Origin of the sequence: Victivallis lenta, assembly GCF_009695545.1 — a bacterium.
Classification (GTDB): Bacteria; Verrucomicrobiota; Lentisphaeria; order Victivallales; family Victivallaceae; genus Victivallis; species Victivallis lenta.
The window spans coordinates 1-16,075 of record NZ_VUNS01000029.1 but is presented as its reverse complement, the minus strand read 5'-3'; the positions used below and the strand labels follow the sequence as shown (position 1 = coordinate 16,075).

Annotated in this window: 12 protein-coding genes; 4 read left to right on the top strand and 8 right to left on the bottom strand. The window is 54.2% G+C overall.

The genetic code is table 11. From position 1 onward, the window contains the following. Positions 1 to 5: 5 nt before the first annotated feature. The 8 genes from FYJ85_RS18910 to FYJ85_RS18875 are packed head-to-tail and all read right to left on the bottom strand — an operon-like array spanning position 6 to position 11,378. Entirely contained in the window at positions 6 to 1,013 is a 1,008-nt protein-coding gene (locus tag FYJ85_RS18910) for a hypothetical protein (RefSeq protein WP_154420221.1), read from the bottom strand. Next, positions 1,010 to 1,891 (bottom strand): hypothetical protein, encoded by an 882-nt coding sequence (locus tag FYJ85_RS18905; RefSeq protein WP_154420219.1) that lies wholly within the window; start codon positions 1,889 to 1,891, stop codon positions 1,010 to 1,012. Before FYJ85_RS18905 ends, FYJ85_RS18910 begins: the two co-directional genes overlap by 4 nt. A gap of 11 nt (positions 1,892 to 1,902) precedes the next feature. Beyond that, positions 1,903 to 2,352 (bottom strand): hypothetical protein, encoded by a 450-nt coding sequence (locus FYJ85_RS18900; RefSeq protein ID WP_154420217.1) that lies wholly within the window; start codon positions 2,350 to 2,352, stop codon positions 1,903 to 1,905. A 17-nt stretch (positions 2,353 to 2,369) separates the two neighbouring features. Then, complete coding sequence (locus FYJ85_RS18895) at positions 2,370 to 5,147, bottom strand: coiled-coil domain-containing protein (RefSeq protein WP_154420215.1); 2,778 nt, start codon at positions 5,145 to 5,147, stop codon at positions 2,370 to 2,372. A gap of 20 nt (positions 5,148 to 5,167) precedes the next feature. Then, entirely contained in the window at positions 5,168 to 7,843 is a 2,676-nt protein-coding gene (locus FYJ85_RS18890; RefSeq protein WP_154420213.1) for a coiled-coil domain-containing protein, read from the bottom strand. A 2-nt stretch (positions 7,844 to 7,845) separates the two neighbouring features. Next, positions 7,846 to 10,719 (bottom strand): TraC family protein, encoded by a 2,874-nt coding sequence (locus FYJ85_RS18885; protein WP_154420211.1) that lies wholly within the window; start codon positions 10,717 to 10,719, stop codon positions 7,846 to 7,848. Further along, entirely contained in the window at positions 10,706 to 11,041 is a 336-nt protein-coding gene (locus FYJ85_RS18880) for a hypothetical protein (RefSeq protein ID WP_116884174.1), read from the bottom strand. The genes FYJ85_RS18885 and FYJ85_RS18880 overlap by 14 nt, the downstream gene beginning before the upstream one ends. A 10-nt stretch (positions 11,042 to 11,051) precedes the next feature. Then, positions 11,052 to 11,378 carry a hypothetical protein gene (locus FYJ85_RS18875; protein WP_116884173.1) on the bottom strand — a complete coding sequence of 109 codons (327 nt, stop codon included), beginning with the start codon at positions 11,376 to 11,378 and terminating at the stop codon, positions 11,052 to 11,054. 275 nt (positions 11,379 to 11,653) lie between these two features. Here FYJ85_RS18875 and FYJ85_RS18870 point away from each other — a divergent pair, with 275 nt between their 5' ends. Genes FYJ85_RS18870 through FYJ85_RS18855 form a run of 4 tightly spaced genes read left to right on the top strand, consistent with a single transcriptional unit; the run spans position 11,654 to position 15,342 of the window. Next, a complete protein-coding gene (locus FYJ85_RS18870) occupies positions 11,654 to 12,661 on the top strand; it encodes an AAA family ATPase (protein ID WP_116884172.1) in 1,008 nt (335 codons plus the stop codon). After that, positions 12,652 to 13,641, top strand: a complete 990-nt coding sequence (locus FYJ85_RS18865; RefSeq protein WP_154420209.1) for a hypothetical protein — start codon at positions 12,652 to 12,654, stop codon at positions 13,639 to 13,641. The genes FYJ85_RS18870 and FYJ85_RS18865 overlap by 10 nt, the downstream gene beginning before the upstream one ends. A 13-nt stretch (positions 13,642 to 13,654) precedes the next feature. Then, entirely contained in the window at positions 13,655 to 14,599 is a 945-nt protein-coding gene (locus tag FYJ85_RS18860; protein WP_154420207.1) for a hypothetical protein, read from the top strand. A gap of 59 nt (positions 14,600 to 14,658) precedes the next feature. Continuing rightward, positions 14,659 to 15,342 carry a hypothetical protein gene (locus FYJ85_RS18855; protein WP_154420205.1) on the top strand — a complete coding sequence of 228 codons (684 nt, stop codon included), beginning with the start codon at positions 14,659 to 14,661 and terminating at the stop codon, positions 15,340 to 15,342. Positions 15,343 to 16,075 lie beyond the last annotated feature (733 nt).

Genomic DNA, 16,075 nt, shown 5'->3' with positions numbered 1-16,075 from the left:
CCGTTTCATGCTTCCTCCTTTCCGGCCGGGGAGCGTCCCGCCCCGGCGGCTCCGGCCGGATTGGCCGCAGCGCCTCTGGCGTGCAACGCCTTTGAAATTGTGGTCAATCCGTTTGCAGTGGCCTTGCTCGCGGCATACCCGCTTTTGACGACAGCCATCCCATTGGAAACGGTATTGAGCGACATCGCCAGCGCATTGCCGATTCCCGCTCCGCGGAAAAGCGAAATGCAGGCCCACGGGATTCCCACATACATCACCACGCACAACAGGACAAACACGCAAACGAAAGCGATCAGCGCCCCGGCGGCTCCGGCGGCAACCGTGATGGCTCCGGGCGGCGAACTCGCCAGCACCGTCAGGCCTCCGCCGACCGCGCCGCCGGCCAGGCTTCCGGTTGCAGCCGTGACGGCGGCAAGCATCCCGGTCTGCTCCCACATCTGGGCCGCAACCCAGATCATCGCAAGATCGCCGAACAACATGCAAAGAGGCGTCATCACCAATCCGAACGCCACTGTCAGGAAATTGATCGCAACGCTCTTGGTTTCCGGCACGGCAAGCATCGCAATGAAGATCGGCGACAGGGTTTTCAGGATCAGGAACAAACCGCACAGCACGATGACCATGATCTCCCGGATAAAACGGCCGATCCAGATGCCCCCTTTGTACATCACGCTCGAAATCCCCACGACGATCGAGTCATACCAGGCACCGTCGATTTCAATATCGAACAGGACCTTCATCACCGCCTCCGCTTCGGCAGTGACCTGCCGCCCCCACTTCAACATGGCCCGGAAGAGGTAATCCGAGACTTCCGGGAACAGCCCGATCAGGACGATCGTCAGCAGTACGCCCGCCATGTATTTCAATCCGAGAAACTCCCCGAATTGCGAATACTGACGGTAGACGGAGAGCAGGATCAGCAGCAGGGCGAACGCCAGGCAGACCATGTGCATCTTGTCCAGAATATCGACCATCACCTGCATGATGTTTTGCAACGCCATTTCCGGTTTCATTCGTCATCTCCCAGAATTGCGTCGATGAAATTGCCGGATATGGTTCCTTTGGACTCAAGCGCCGCTTTCCCGGCTTCCGTCAGATTCCGGTTGTCATAGATCGCTTTGGCGCGGTCGTAGTCCGCCTGATCCGTGCGGGAATTTTCCATGTAGAGCTGCTGCGCCACCATCGCGGAGTGGGCAGTCTGTGCTGCGAACATCTGTCCGAGCGTGTTGGACTGCCAGATTCCATTTCGGTAAGCAGCGTACTGCATTTCCGTCAGCGAAGATTCGCGCGGATTGTATTTCTGATCTTCCCGGTTCAGATCGGCCAGTTGAATCAGCGCCTTCGGCCCCCATTCCGACATGAACTTGTGAACCGCAATCGCCCCTTTCTGAGTTTCCGCCAGATTCTCCGACTGCTTCAATTGAACGTCGGCGACCGCGTAGTCGACCTGATGCAGCATCGATTCGATTTCGCCGGTATAGGCGACATCGCCATCGGTCATTTCCATCGCGTCGCGGGTGATGTTCAGCGCGGCGGAGATCTCGTTCTCGTGCCAGAAGCGCGAATTCAGATAGGAAGTCAGCTTCATCGGGTCTCCGATGTAGCCGGAGATATCCATAGCGGTATCGTAGGTGTCCTTGCAGACATCGAAGGTATCTTTGGTGACTTTCAGCGTGTCCACGCTGGTTTTCAGGATTTCGCCGGTCGTTCCGAGCTGGTCGGCGCCGATATCCAATGCCATCTGCTGATAAGCTTCGTCCTGAATCGCCTTGATCGTGTTGTGCACGTAGATCACGCTGTCATGGACTTCCTGCAGAAACGCCATCGCCGGCGGCGGGGCACAGAGAAGCGCGGCAAACAGGACTGCAGCGGTATATTTCGCTATTTTCATCGTTGCATCTCCTACTTGACGACCGGCAGATAGACCGTATCCGGGACATATTTCGCGCCATCGGCCGGGTACTGCACCGGCAGTTCATACATCTGCATCTGCGGCAGATCGCCATCCTGCGCTCGGTGAAGCTGCTGCGTCAGCCAGTACAGTTCCTTGATGGAGTTCGCCCGGCCGAGGTCGTAACCGGCCCGGTACTCTTTGGCCTTCTCTTCCTTGAAGTCGTTCTCAATGAACTGGCCGAGCAGGAAAGCTCCCGCTGCCGCCGCACCGGTTGCCGCCAGCTGCGTGCCGACATCCTCGTCCTCGGTCGCATACAATCCGGCAAGTCCGCCGCCAAGGCCGAGGGCCGGGGCCAGCAGGCCGGAAGCTGACGTATTCGCCAACTGGCTCGACGAACAGCCGCACAATGCCGCCGCTCCGATCGCTCCCGCACAGACCATCATCACAATTCGTTTCATACTCACTTCTCCTTCTGCTAAAGAATTTCCATTTCAAGGGTTTTATCGGGACTCACCCGAAGATCGCGATTATCCGCCGGCACTCCTTCAGACTCGATGTTCGGCAGTTGATAAGAGTTGCGCTCGTAAAAGCCGCCGTTGGAGTATCGCTGCTGCAGGGCAAGATCGCTTATCGTTGTCCGGAGATTGTCGTACTGCTTGTCCTGCTGAACCTTCAGCTCCTCCAGACGGTCTGCAAACTGCTGTTCCAATTTCGCCAGCAGCTCTTTGTGGGAGGCGTCCAGTTCCTCAATCAGTTGCTTCAAGGCGTCGTCGCCTCCGGTCTGGCCGGCCTGCAGACTCTCAATCAATTCGAGAACTTGTTCCTTGAACACTTCCAATTCCTGCCGGAGTTCCTGATTTTCGCCTGCGGCGCCGGCCTTGATTTCCTCGATCAACGCCAGCAGTTTCTTCTCCGTGTCGATCAACTGCTGCTGCAGATCCTTGATCAGAGCGTCAGTCGAATTGCGCAACGCAGCCAGCTCTTTCTTCAGTTGCAGGATTTCAGCCTCGTGAACCGCAAATTCAGACTCATCGTTGCGAATTACGATCGCAAACTCGATATCCTTGAGTTCATTCCGCAGCTTTTCGAGTTCCGTGAGCGCCTGATTGCGCTGTTCGACCAACAACGCAACGTCCTGACCGGCCTCCTGCTGTTTTCTGATTTCGATATCCAGCGTGGCGATTTCCGCTTCCTTTTCCCGGACTTTCTGCTCGTATGCTTTCTTCAGCTCGGCCAACTTCTCATCCGAATAGACGGAGTAGCGAATCCGGTTTTCAAGGTTGGTCAGCCGCTCGTTGATCGCCGCGTCCAGCAAAGCGATCTGCTGCTGAATGCGGTCTATCGCCTGAACCACTTCCTGTTTATGATTTTCCATTGCCTCTTTCTGAGCCGCGAGTTCCTGATAGAGAGTTTTGATTTCTTCATTGAGTCCCTGCGCGGCCTCATTGATTTCCGTGTGGATAGCCGCAATATCCGCCTCGTGCTTCTCACGAAGCCCTACAATATCGGTTTCGATGTCGGCAATCCGGGAATCAAGTTCCGCCTTGTCGGCCTGATATTCGGCATCAAGTTCGCGGTACTGTTCCTCAAGAGCGGCGATGTCCCGTTCATGGGCTGCCTTGACCGCTTCCAGTTCTGCCTGATGCCCCGCCAGCTTTTCGCGCAGAGCGGCGATCTCCTTATACAGTTCCCGATCGGCGTCGCTCAGGCGATCGACTTTGGCGTCCAATTTCGCTTCCAGACCGGCAAGACGGTCATTCAGCTCCCGGGCCTGTTCCCGATACCGGTTTTCGGCGGCAAGCTGCTCCTGACGCAGATCGGCCACGGCGCTGTCGATTTTGTCGTTCAACGCCGCATTCTTCTCGTTGATCTGCGACTGCAGCGAGGAAACATCACGCGAATGTGTCGCTTCCAGATTCGCAATCCGGCTGGACAGCAACAGTTGATCCAGCTTCAGAGCATTGATTTCGCTTTCAAGTTCCCTGTTGCCGGCCGCATATGCCTTTTCCAGTTCTGCCAGCCGGTCATTGGTCCTCTCCAGTTCCGAACTGAGCCGTCCGGATTCGGCTGCATATTTGGAATCCAAATTGGAAATCGACTGTTCGAACAGTTTGATATCCGCCTCATGCGCGGCTTTCAGCGCGGCGGTTTCCGAATCGATCCGGCTTCGGATCGACGCGATATCGCTGTCATGCCTGATCTTCGCAAGCTCCAGTTCCTGCCGGAGTTGATTCTGCTGTTTGCTCAGCTCGGAAATCTCGCTGCGAAGCGCCTCCGTTTCCTCATCCAGCCTGTTTTCCAACTCCTGCTGCTGTTTTTCAAGTGTGTCAAGTCTGGCGTTGAGTTCAGGATTGCCTTCGGCGATCTCCTGCCGAATTTCTTGTTGCTCCTTTTCAAGCTGTTCGATTTTATCTTTCAGTTCCTCGTCGGTCGCGGAAAAGCGATCTTCAAGTTGTTCCATGTTCTGCGTGAGCTGCGTGATCATGTTCTGAATCTTGGATATCTCGGCTCCGAACTTGGAATCCAGTTCATTGATCCGGGCATTCAGTGCCGCAATATCCTTTTCATGATCCGCACGAAGCTGATCCTGTTCCGCCTGCAACTCGCCTTTGGCTTTTTCCAATTCTGCAATTCTGGCTTTCAGCTCCGTTTCCAAGGTGGAAATCTCTTTTTGAAACTCTTCGATCTTTTTCAGGATCGCCGCCTGATCCGCATCGTGTTTGGAAATCGCGTCATTCAACTGTTTTTGCAGCTCTGTGATTTTACCCTGCAGCTCAGTGGTCTTGGAGTCCAGCTCGCCGCTCAGTTCGTCCTTGAGATCATCAAGTATCTGATTCCACTCCTCCTGCAGATTGCCGATGTCGTCGCCGGGAGCGTCCCAGTCGATCGCCGTCGCCATCACCATCTCGCCCCTGGTGGGATCGTCGCCGTTGCCGGTTTCTGCAAGGACGTAATTTCCCTCAATTAGCTGCGTCGTCTTGATCAGGCTGATGCTCGCCGTCACCTTCGTGTCGAGGATCGTCTGGCCGAGCCGGGTCCCCTCCGGATCGGTCAGGTAGATCACGATGTGCAGATAATTGTCGTTAAACCGCTGGGCGCACCCGAGAAAGGTGGCGGTATGGCCGATCTGATCCGCCGTCACCGGAATCTGGTAGCTGCGTGCTGCTGCGCCGGATTGGTAAAATACTCTGGCTCCGCGGCTGCAGAACACTGCAGCAATCAACATCCCGGCCATCATCAATCGTTTCAACATAATTTCCTCCCTGTTCAGTGTTATATTTCCAGCATCAGATCGGGACTGACCCGCATATCGCGGGTATCGGCCGGAACCTCCTCCGCCTGTACCGACGGCAACCCGTAGGAGCTGCTGCCGTTCCCATTGGAAAATCTCTGCTGGTACGCCACGTTATTGATCGAGGATCGCAAATTTTCGAACTGCGTATCGAATTCATATTTCAGGCGGTCCAGCCGCTCGCCCATGTCGTGATCGAGCTTTTCGAGCAGTTCCTTGTGAGCGGCATCCAGCTCTTCCAACTGCTTTTTCAGGGCATCGTCTCCGGCAAGCTGTTCATTGCGCAGCGTTTCCGTGAGTTCATCGATTTTCCCCTGCAGATCGGCAATCTGCTGCTTCAGCTCCGCATCCGTTGCCCCGGCTTCGTTTTTCAACTGTTCCAGCAGTTCCTGGAATTTCTTCTCGGCCTCCGCCAGCTTCTCCTCAAGCTGTTTGATCTGCAGATCCGCCGAATTCCGCAGGGCCGCCAGCTCCTCCTTCAACCACTCGATCTCCTTTTCGTGTGCCGCGAACTCCGAATCGTCATGGCGGAGCTGGATCGCGAACCGGATGTCGCTCAATTCGTTACGCAACGCGGTCAGTTCCTGCAGCTTCAGATTGCGAATCTCCTCCTTTGCCCCGGCGTCCAGCCCCAGTTTGCGAAGCTCTTCGATTTCCAAGTCGATATTCGCAATTTCCGTCTCCTTGGCCTGTACGAGCTGCGCGTACTCTTCTTCGAGCGCTTCCAGTTTCTCATCCGAATAGACGGCGTATTTGATCCGGTTCTCAAGGCTCTTCAGCCGGGCGGTCATCGCATCGTCCAGCGCGGTAATCTGTAATTGAAGCTTATCGATCTCGGCCAGGACCTCCTGCTTATGCGCGTCAAGAGCCTGCTGCTGTTTTTCCAATTCGTCATACAGGGCTTTGATATCCTCGTTCAATTCTCCGGAGACAGCCTCGATCTGTTCCCGGATTGCCTGCACATCTGCTTCGTGCTGCGCCCGCAGCGAAACTGCCTCCTGTTCCAACGCATCGATCCGGGCCTGGATTTCCGCCGCCGCCTCCCGGTAGTCGGCATCCAGTTCCTCCAGCTCTTTCCGATAAGCTTCCATATCCTTTTCGTGGATCGCCTTCAGCGTTTCGAGCCTGGAGTTGTATTCCGCCTGCTGCACCCGCAAATCTGCGATCCGCTCGAACAGCTCCCGGTCGGCGGCATTCAGTTTGTCAACCTCGGATTCGAGCTTGGAGTTCACTGCTTCCAGTTCATTTTTCAGCTCTCCGGCTTTTTCCCTGTAAGTGTTGTTCAACGACACCAGTTCCTGCCGGAAGTCCGCCACGGCGGTATCGATTTTTCCGGACAACGCTTCCGTCTTTTCCCGGATCTCCGTCTGCAGCGCCGCCACATCGCGGGAATGCGTCTGGCTCAGGTTGGAAAGCTGTTTTTCAAAGGAGAGCTGCTGATACTTCAGGGCATCGATCTGTTCCTTCAAACTCAGATTGCCGGCCGCGTATTCTTTCTGAAGCTGTTCCAGGCGGCTGTCGATTTTCTCGATTGAATTTTCGAGCCGTGCGTTCTCCGCGCTGAACTTCTCATCCAGATGGCTGATCGACTGCTGAATCTGTTTGACATCCGCGTCGTGGGCAGCCTGAATCCGGGCGGTTTCCGAATCAATCTTCTGCTGGACGGCACTCATATCGCTGCTGTGCTGCCGCTCGATGATTTCAATCTGGTGCTGAAGCGTAGTCTGCGTCTCCGTCAGCTTCTCAATCTGCTCTTTCAACTCGCCGCCGTCGGCTCCGAAACTCTCCTCCAGACCTTTCAGGGACTCCGTAATCTCATCAAGTCTGGCATTCAGGCCGGCCGCGTCTTTCGCATACTGTGCCGCAAGTTCGTCGATCCGCGCATTCACGGCGGCAATATCCTGATCGTGCTTCTGCTTGAGTTTCTCCAGTTCGGACAGGTATTCCGCCTGCTTCGCCTCCAGTTCGGACAACTTCTGCCGCAGGCCGGAAACCGAATCCGCGAGTTCTTTCTTATACTCCTCGATCTTCTTCAGCAGTTCGGCCTGATCCCGGTCATGATCGCCGATCGCGTCGTTCAAAGCCTTCTGCAGATTCGATATCTGATCCTGCAGTTTTCTGGTCTCGGTGTCGATTTTACCGTTCAATTCCTGACGGAGATTGTCCAACTGGCCGGTCAGTTCTTGCTGAAGAATGGTGGCATCGTCACCAGCGCAATCCCAGCAGATCACCAGAATACTCTCCGTCTTGGCAATCACGTCTTTTTCGCTTTTTCCATCAAGGGTGATGCTGTAAGTTCCTTCCTGCAAAACAAGAGTCCGATTCAGCACACATTGCGTCTTTTTGCTTGTGTTTTCATATTTATTGTTGTAGTTGGCTTCCGAAACTCCAATCGCTTGTCCGTCAGGCCCATACAGCGTAACGATAAGTTTGATGTTTTCTCCCTGCTTATAGCATACGGCCCAGACGGTGGCAGTATGCCCCGCGCATTCACGGGGAATGACAAACGAATTAGTCGGATTTAACAACTCTTCTGCCTGATACAGCACCTTCGCTCCACGGCAGCTTATTCCGAAAGCGAGAATCGCGCTCCCGACAGCCAGCAGCAAAGCCCGGTGAACGAGCTTCCAGATGAGGATTTCCATTTTCAGTTTCATAATCATACCAATGTTCCTTTCCTGATGAGATTGTTGAACTCAATTCTGGCGTCGGTCACCAGAGATTTGATCTGTTCATTGCCGAGTTTTTCGATCCGGTCGAGGATCGCAAACAGCGTATTGTCGACCGTTGCGATCTCCATTGCCCTCAAAAGCAGTTCGGCAAACGGCAATCCCGCGTTCTGAGCCTGAAGTTCTTTCATCAGCCGTTCCAGCCTGCTGTGCAGCCTTCCCGAGGTTGCCGCGGTTGCCAGAATCGCCGAAGAAGCGTAATTCCGTCCGGTTCCGCACAGCGGCCAGCCGGCCCGTTGCGCAACCAGCAGGAACGAGGAAAATTTCCTGCCCGGAGGCAGATGTTCCGGCGTCGGAAAATTCCGGATATTCTGTTGAGCATCCTCCGAAAGCGGCACATAATTCGTGATCAGCCGCAGTTCGGCCGCATCGGTATTGCGCAAAAACAGAAACTGCTTGCTCTGCGTCATAACGATCTGCCCCACGCCGCTCTGCGTCATCTGGGCGGCGGACTGCGTGATCGTGACCGCCACGCACTTGTATTTCCGCAACTGGGCATAAGACTGCTTGACGATCTCCGCCGCTCCGGGAACCGTGGCGAGCAATCGGGCCAGCTCCTCAAACAAATACAGTTTGGCGCTGCCGCGCGGCATATTGATGATCTGGTTCATCACCAGATTGTTGATCACGATCCCGACCAGATTCCGCAGTACGGCACCGCTCTGCGCGATTTTTCCGAGTTCGATATGAACCCATCGTCTGCCGAGATCCACCGTCGTTTCACCGTCGAACAGACTGCCTTTGCCGCTTTCAACGGAATAGACCGCCAGCCGGGCCGCGACCCGGTTCAGGTCGGAGCGATCCAGATGCAGCAGCGAAGTTTCGCGCAGCGCCTCCACCAGCTGACTGTGATAGGGCATATCCGACTTCGCCATATACGCATACGAAATATTGCGCAGCATTTCGGAATCCTCGATGATGTAGTCATTGAGTTCCCGGATCGTCCACGAATTGTAAAGTTCCTGTAGTTTGCGCCGGGCCTCATCCGGACTCTCCGCCGGGGCAGCCAGCGCATCCCGCAGTTCGATCCAAGCGTCCAGCGCAGTATTTCGGTCGATCGGCATGGACGGAATCAGTTTTTCCACGGACAACGCCATCCGGGCAGCCCGTTCGAGCCCTTCGCGGTTCCGGTTGCGCCATTCGACATACGCATCCGTATAGACTGCCGCGACGAACGGGCTGATGAGAGCGGTCCGGTCCTGAATCACCTCCAAGTCGCTGCTCTCGCCGCACATGGCGGTCAGAAACGCCGTCACAAATTCGAACTGTCCCGGAGTCAGCGGCAGGCCGCCGGTGTCAAAGTAGTTCAACGTCTGGTTGGCATTCGGGTCGATCACAATATATTGTGCCTCATTCCCGCGAATCCGCGTCAGGTTGTAGTAGCTGCCGCCTTCTTCGATGATCACGACCTTGGCAAACTGGTAGTATGCCTGCGAGAGAATCGATACGAAATTGACCGACTTCCCCGATCCCGTCTGCCCCAGGCAAAGCGTATGCTGCGGCGTGTCGCCGTCGAAAAACGAAAAGGTCATCAGATTGCAGTGATCGCCTCCGAACAGAATATTTCCCTCCGCGCCTTTCCCGACAAATGAACAGGAAAACGGCAGCATGGCCGCCAGCGGGCGGTGCATGCAGTCCAATGCCGCATCATGCCGCTTATACCAGGAGTATCCCGGCAGCGTCTTCAGGAAATTGTGCATGGACTGCAGACCGAGTTCATAGGAGTCCAGCGAGGTCAGCATTGAAGTCGCAGCCTGCCGCAGAATCATGCTGTCGCTCTGAAGTTCAGCGGCATCCTTATTCCAGGTATGGATCACATACTCAATCCGGAAAGGCGAATCCTCTCCCTTGCCGAGCCGGTAAATGTGCTCGGTCAGCTCATCCAGACCGGCGGAGGCCGCAACTTCGCTCTCTTCTTCCAGCAGGTCCGCTCGCACCCGGCGCCAGTGCTTCTGTTTCTGTTCAATGACCTTTTCCGTGTCCAGCGGTTCAATATTGACTGCTATCGTCAAATTCTGAATATCGTTTCCCAGCAGGCGGTTGCCGGCGAACGGCGTCAGGTCGCTTTTCGGAAAGTCATGGAGTGTGAAGATATTGTGGAAATAGCCGTCCGAGTGAAAACTCACCGCACCAGGTTCGGAAGAAGTTTTCGCATAGCCGCAACGGTAGATTCCGGCGAGATCCGCCTCAAAATCCGCCTCGTAATCGATATCCAGATCGAACGCCGATTTATTGACCGCGCGGTAGTATTCCTTGTACAGTCCGATGTGATCCAACGGAGTTACCGGCTGATTCAAAAATTGCTGCAGTTCCGTCCGGTCTGCTTCAAAGGCGGTAGTCACTTCCCGTTCAAACTGGCGCCTGTCCTGTTCCTGTTCCGGTATGAAATCCGAACCGATAAACTGACGCAGCTCCCTGCTGAAATATACGGAAACATACTCCCGGTACAGTCTGCGTTCCGCAATTCGCCGCATGAAATCATCATAATTCTCAGAGCGGATTTTCCGGCTCCAGAGATCGGCGGCATACTGTTCCGTGTCCTCTTTGTACCGTTCCAGAATATCCCGGTAGTCCGCATCCCGCGTATAGCGGATCTGGATGCGCTTATCGAGGCTCTGCGAAGCCAGCCAGCCCGACAGGCGCATGAACAGATCGTTCTTCAGCGCATTGCCCGCATTGTCGAGATTCGGCACCTCAAGCCGGTAGCCTTTCGCTGCAAATCCCCTGGAGTTGAGTTCCCCGTAGACCAGAAAACTCTCCTGCGGATTCGCTGTCTGTACGATGTACGCATTAGGCAGACGCATGGTTACCTCCTGCTTTCTGCGGCGGATTGAGTTTGGAACCGCGAAAACGTTCCTCAAGCCAGAAGCCGAAATAACCGCGCGGTTTGTTGGCCACGAACATCCGGATGAAAACGACCGCAGCAGCTGCCGGCGCAACCAGCAACATCGCCGCCAGCAGAATGCTGACCTGATAAGCCGCCATGGCCAGCAGCACCCCGGCGAGCAGGCCGCCGAAAAAGATGTAGACGCTGTTGCCCCGAATGCGGATGCCGAACAGTTTCACGACCGAGTGAACCGCCTGGCCGGGATTGCGGTTGATTACGATCAAAATTTCCTCGTTCATATCCGGCTCCTCACAGATTGGAAATGAAATCCAGGTCGATGTTCAGGATATTTTTGAAGATCCAATAGACCACCGCCAGAAACACCGGGGTCAGTACGCCGCCGGCAATCGTCATTTTGCCGCGTCCGGAATCCTGGCTGAGCTGATACCCACCGACTCCGATCAGAATCAGGCTCGTCAGCATGATCATCCCGATTATGAAATACCCCACAAAACCGAGACCCTGGTCCAGCGTCACCTGCTGAATTGAGGCGTCCGACCGCCACGACATTCCCAGGATCACAACGGAAATCACGAAGCCTTTCACTTTGTCGGAGAGCTGATGGTACATTTTCATCTTATCCGCTCCTTGTTTTTTATCGTTATTATTTACTATTATTTTATCGTTATTATCGTAACGATAAATAACCGTGATATACAATGGTTATATATGATTCATTTTTATCGATTTTTATTTGATTTATTTTTGCTATACGCTTGAAATAAAGATGATATGTGTTTAATTTAATTTTAGAATAGATCTCCTTTATGCGATATCAATAAAGCATATCGGATTCAAAACATCAAGAGCAAATCTCAACAAAATTTCAAATTTTTATGAGTTAATTAACCATGAGAAACCTGAACAGAGATTCAAAAGACACCATGCGGGAAGTCGTCGAGAAAAGCCGTCGTCTGGAAACTTTTCTGCGCCGGCAGATCATCGGACAGGAGACCGTCATCGGGTCGTTTTCCGACTGCATCAAATACGGCTGGTGCCAACTCAGCACTCCCAACCGGCCGCGCGGAACCCTGTTTCTGCTCGGCCCCACCGGTGTGGGGAAAACGGAATCCGTCCGGGCCGCGGCAGAGTTCATGTACGGTTCGCCCGATGCGCGGCTGCTGCGGCTCGATATGTCGGAGTTTTCACGCCAGGCCGGAGAGGAGGCGCTGGTCAACCTGCTCGGTACTCCCGGCGGAAAATCTCCGGGCCGTCTTGAGCGCTTCCTCGAAGAGAACGACGAGGGCATCATCCTTTACGATGAAATCGAAAAGGCGCATCCGCAGCTTTTCACGATCCTTCTGCAGCAGCTGGATGCCGCGCGGATCACACTCAACAACAATCGCACCTACAATCTCGAACGCTTTTTCCTGATCGCCACCTCCAATATCGGCGCTCACCTTTTCCAAAGCGCAAAACACCTCAGCGAACGCCGGCTGCAGCAGAGTCTGGAGATGCAGTTGAAAGAGCGGTTTTCTCCCGAATTCGTCGCCCGTTTCGGCAAATTCAACCATGAAATCCTGATCTTCCGGCCGCTCAAGCCGGAACACCTGCGGCTGATCGCCCGTAAATTCTATGCGCAGCTGCTTCCGGTCTACCGGGGAACGCACCGGATCGATATCAGGGGCTTTTCGGCCGATCTGATCGAGGAAACGATCCGCTCCATCGACAATACGCGCAACGGCGCGCGCGAGCTTCGCAGCTCCGTCGAGAGAACCATCCGAGAATTTATGTTCGAACTGTTGTGCTCCCCGGAAAAAGAACGAACCGGCTGGCTCGATCTTGCTCCCGGCGGATCGCGGCAGTTGATTTTGCTTCCCAAACCCAATCAAACAAAGGAGTTCCATTCATGTTACTGATCAACGACTGTTTCCAGACCCACGTGTTCGACCACAGGCTGCAGGGGTTCCTGCTGATGCTCAAGCGCAAGGCCGTCCACGCGAAGCTCACCGGCAAAGGATGCCGCACCGCCGTTCTGGACGAGCTGTACGGCATCACGCCGCCATTCAAGATCGTCTGGCACCTGGCTGCCGACAAAGAGTACCACCGTACCATCAAAGAGTGGGGGCTGGCCGGCGTCATGGAGTTGACAAGCGAATGGGATCGGCTTCACCTGAAGTTCTGGCAGTGCGCCGGAAAATTTCACTGCGTCTTCTTCAAGTTCCTGAACCTCGAACTGGAGATGCAGACGGAGCCGGGATTCCTGCCGGAGAGATTCATCGAAATCTTCCAACTGGCGGACAGGCGCCTGCGGCTGATCCGTTCCGCGCTCTCCAACCCGGTTCTGAAAAGCGCCGGCGTCCGGAATTACATCTGCGATTTTCTCCAGCAGGAGCCGGATGTCGAAAAACGCTATTTTCTGATGGAACTGTTCGTCACGCTCCTCGAACTCTCCCTGACCCGAGAGGAAGAGACCAATCAGGAAATTTTCCGGAACCGGGCGCATCACTATCTCCGGAATATCATCCTGTCGCGAGCGGAAGCCGAAGCCGGTGAATCGCGGCGGGCCATGGCCGGCTCTCTCGCCTTGCGCGGCTGCGGCAAGGTGGAAGCCGAACTGGCAACGCCCATTTCGATGGTGTGGGGCTTCCTCGCCAATCAGAAACATTTCGCATCCGAAATCGAAAAATCCCCCGAACCCGCGCGTTACTGCGAACGGTATTTTTCCGACGGTCGGGTGGAGATCGGCGAGATCACGCCGGCCGCCCGAGGCGAGAAGTCGGAGATGATTTCGCTTCCCCGCTACGACCTGTACGCTCAGGTCTTTCCCGATTACGAAACCGCCATGATGTCGCGGAACGCCGCTCTCGACATTCTGCGCAACAGTCAAATCAAATAAGAAAGGCATTTCAATGATGGAACATTACCGGAAACTCATCGACAAACTCACCTGTGAAATCGGAATGCACCGTCAGGAGGACGGTTTTCAGTCCGCGCCGCTGCGTGAAAAAATCCTGTCGGAACTTCGTCAACTCCCTGTACTGGAACCTCCGGCGGAGATTGCCGCCGCTGCCGCTCATCCGCAAATGGATGCCGACTCCCGCAACCGCCTCGATTTTCTGATCCAGGCCCGCCGGATCGGCGGCGCCATCGCCCGCGCTCAAATTCAGGAGGAGTTGCCGTTGCCGGCTTCGCATTATCTTTACGATATGGTGCTGGCCGGGGCCGATGCCCTCGGCCGGGAGATCGCGCGCGGCTATGCCGTCGAACTCTACCCGGAGCTGGTGCGGCTGCGCGAGCAGAAGATCGAACTCCCACTCGCAGTACCCGGCCGGGAGCCGGAACCACCCGCAAAGCCCAGGTTCGGCTTCACGGTTGAAACCGCGCCCTTCTTCGTACAGCTCAACGATATCGAACCATTTCCGCCTGAAACCGGATGGGAAATCACTCACGACGAACTCGGGGAAAACTACCGGGAGCGGTTTACTTTCGACACCGAAGAAGAAGCGGAACGCCACTATCGGCTCTGGGAGAAATTCCGGGACGGCGATTCTCCGACACCACCGGTCAGGTATGCCATTTGTGTTCAGGCGGCTGGTGATATCGGCGAAATCTTTCACCTCACCGATGAAGTGGAAAAAAATGCCGAAACGGAACTTCTGCGCTTCGCCACACTCGGCGAAGCGGTGGAACAGCGCCGCAAACTCGAAGAGGAGCGGCTTTATCCTCCGGAACTCCCGCAGGAAATCGTTCCGGGATTCGATATGCCGGAGGATGATATGATCGAACTCGGCAGTACCCTCGATACCCGCTCGGTTCTGGAAAAAGAAACCAAAGCGCCGGTTATCGGCAAATAGTCCCCCCCGCCCCGCGGCAGTGGTACGGCTGCAGCGGGGCCAATTCCGGAGTATTGAATATGAAGCATGAAAAACTGTTGCCTGTGCTGGAAGCGGGCTGTTTCGGGCTGCTCCTGATTATACTCGCTGGAAGCGATACTCGTAAAGACTCTTCCGAACCGCTGGCATTCTCGATGTTGATCATGGGAATTTTGTTGATCGCCGCGATCTTCCTGATTCTTCTTGAGGCCTGCTTTTTCCGGACTCCGAAAAAACGGATGCTGACTTTGATCAGTTTCAAAGATGGGCACCCTTATCATGTCTATGAGATCGCGGATGAGGATCTGTTTTTATTCTGTACCTCGAAATTCGACCTCAATTACCTGATAATAGATAAGGCGTTCCGGGAAACCATAAATCAGTTGTCGAAACCTGATAAAAACAGCCGAGTGACAGTCGAAAAATGGCGGCGGCAACTCCGTATGTATTCACAAAACGATTCTGCGGAGCTGGTTTTTCTCAGCTTCAACTTTCCTGGCGGGAATCAGGCGGATGTCCTGCCGCTCGCTGCCGTTCCCGATTTTACTGATGCCGCGATTCGAACAATGCAGGCCAATTGTCCGGAAATAAAAATATTTCGCTCCCGGCATGAACTGGAACAATGGCAGGAGGACCTCGATGACACGCTATGGGAAGAGGTTCAGGGGAAAATCCAAAATCTCGAACGAAAGCGCAGTAGTATGTGGAAGTTCCACTCCAAATGAAACTGGCCGATGTTATGAAAATAATCTGTAAAAAACATTTATTTACTCATTTCCCTATAGAAAATATTTTTAGTTCACAGAGGGATATTTTAACGAATTTATCAGTAAATTTCAGTTGTCTGCCGGAGAATTTTTCGATCATTTGCAGTCATGGATAACTGACAACAGGATTGAAAAAATCAAATGCAAGGCAACTGAATATACCAAGAAAGGCACAGAACTACAGGAGGAGCCCTACCGTTGTCTTTCGGTTCGCTTTGAAGTGCCGGAGGGCGGCGGTGTGTGCCCCGGATTTTCTGATGGGTCAATGAAGGCTCGATGAATTCGTCGATGAAATGGTTCTCCGCTTTCACGACGAGACGATTGACCGGGCTATCTTGGTGACTATGTCCACGGCTGCTCTGAGAGGCGTGCATTTTCGGGCGCCGCAGCGTTGCTGCCGGTTACGAAAGCCGTAGTATTTCATTTCTTATAAGTTGTGATACCTCTTAATTGTTTGTTTCGTTGAATCATTGTAATGTACAGAAATCGTGTTAAATTAGAGTGAAAAGATTGAAAATCAAAAATCGATTGTCATCATGAAATCGATAAAACATAAGGTAATCACAGACGTGTCCTAACAATTAGCCAAAAAGGCGGAGCCAAACTTTGTCCGTAACAGTATATTACGGTTGCCTAACCCCAAAGGAGGGCTCCGTAATGAAAAATACCTCGATAAGTCTGTTTCGTCAAA

Bases quoted from the DNA above. Each gene is read 5' to 3' on its own strand.
- FYJ85_RS18905 (WP_154420219.1), bottom strand. From the start codon at position 1,891: ATGAAAATAGCGAAATATACCGCTGCAGTCCTGTTTGCCGCGCTTCTC.
- FYJ85_RS18885 (WP_154420211.1), bottom strand. From the start codon at position 10,719: ATGCGTCTGCCTAATGCGTACATCGTACAGACAGCGAATCCGCAGGAG.
- FYJ85_RS18870 (WP_116884172.1), top strand. From the start codon at position 11,654: ATGAGAAACCTGAACAGAGATTCAAAAGACACCATGCGGGAAGTCGTC.
- FYJ85_RS18895 (WP_154420215.1), bottom strand. From the start codon at position 5,147: ATGTTGAAACGATTGATGATGGCCGGGATGTTGATTGCTGCAGTGTTC.
- FYJ85_RS18910 (WP_154420221.1), bottom strand. From the start codon at position 1,013: ATGAAACCGGAAATGGCGTTGCAAAACATCATGCAGGTGATGGTCGAT.
- FYJ85_RS18865 (WP_154420209.1), top strand. From the start codon at position 12,652: ATGTTACTGATCAACGACTGTTTCCAGACCCACGTGTTCGACCACAGG.
- FYJ85_RS18880 (WP_116884174.1), bottom strand. From the start codon at position 11,041: ATGAACGAGGAAATTTTGATCGTAATCAACCGCAATCCCGGCCAGGCG.
- FYJ85_RS18855 (WP_154420205.1), top strand. From the start codon at position 14,659: ATGAAGCATGAAAAACTGTTGCCTGTGCTGGAAGCGGGCTGTTTCGGG.
- FYJ85_RS18890 (WP_154420213.1), bottom strand. From the start codon at position 7,843: ATGAAACTGAAAATGGAAATCCTCATCTGGAAGCTCGTTCACCGGGCT.
- FYJ85_RS18860 (WP_154420207.1), top strand. From the start codon at position 13,655: ATGATGGAACATTACCGGAAACTCATCGACAAACTCACCTGTGAAATC.
- FYJ85_RS18875 (WP_116884173.1), bottom strand. From the start codon at position 11,378: ATGAAAATGTACCATCAGCTCTCCGACAAAGTGAAAGGCTTCGTGATT.
- FYJ85_RS18900 (WP_154420217.1), bottom strand. From the start codon at position 2,352: ATGAAACGAATTGTGATGATGGTCTGTGCGGGAGCGATCGGAGCGGCG.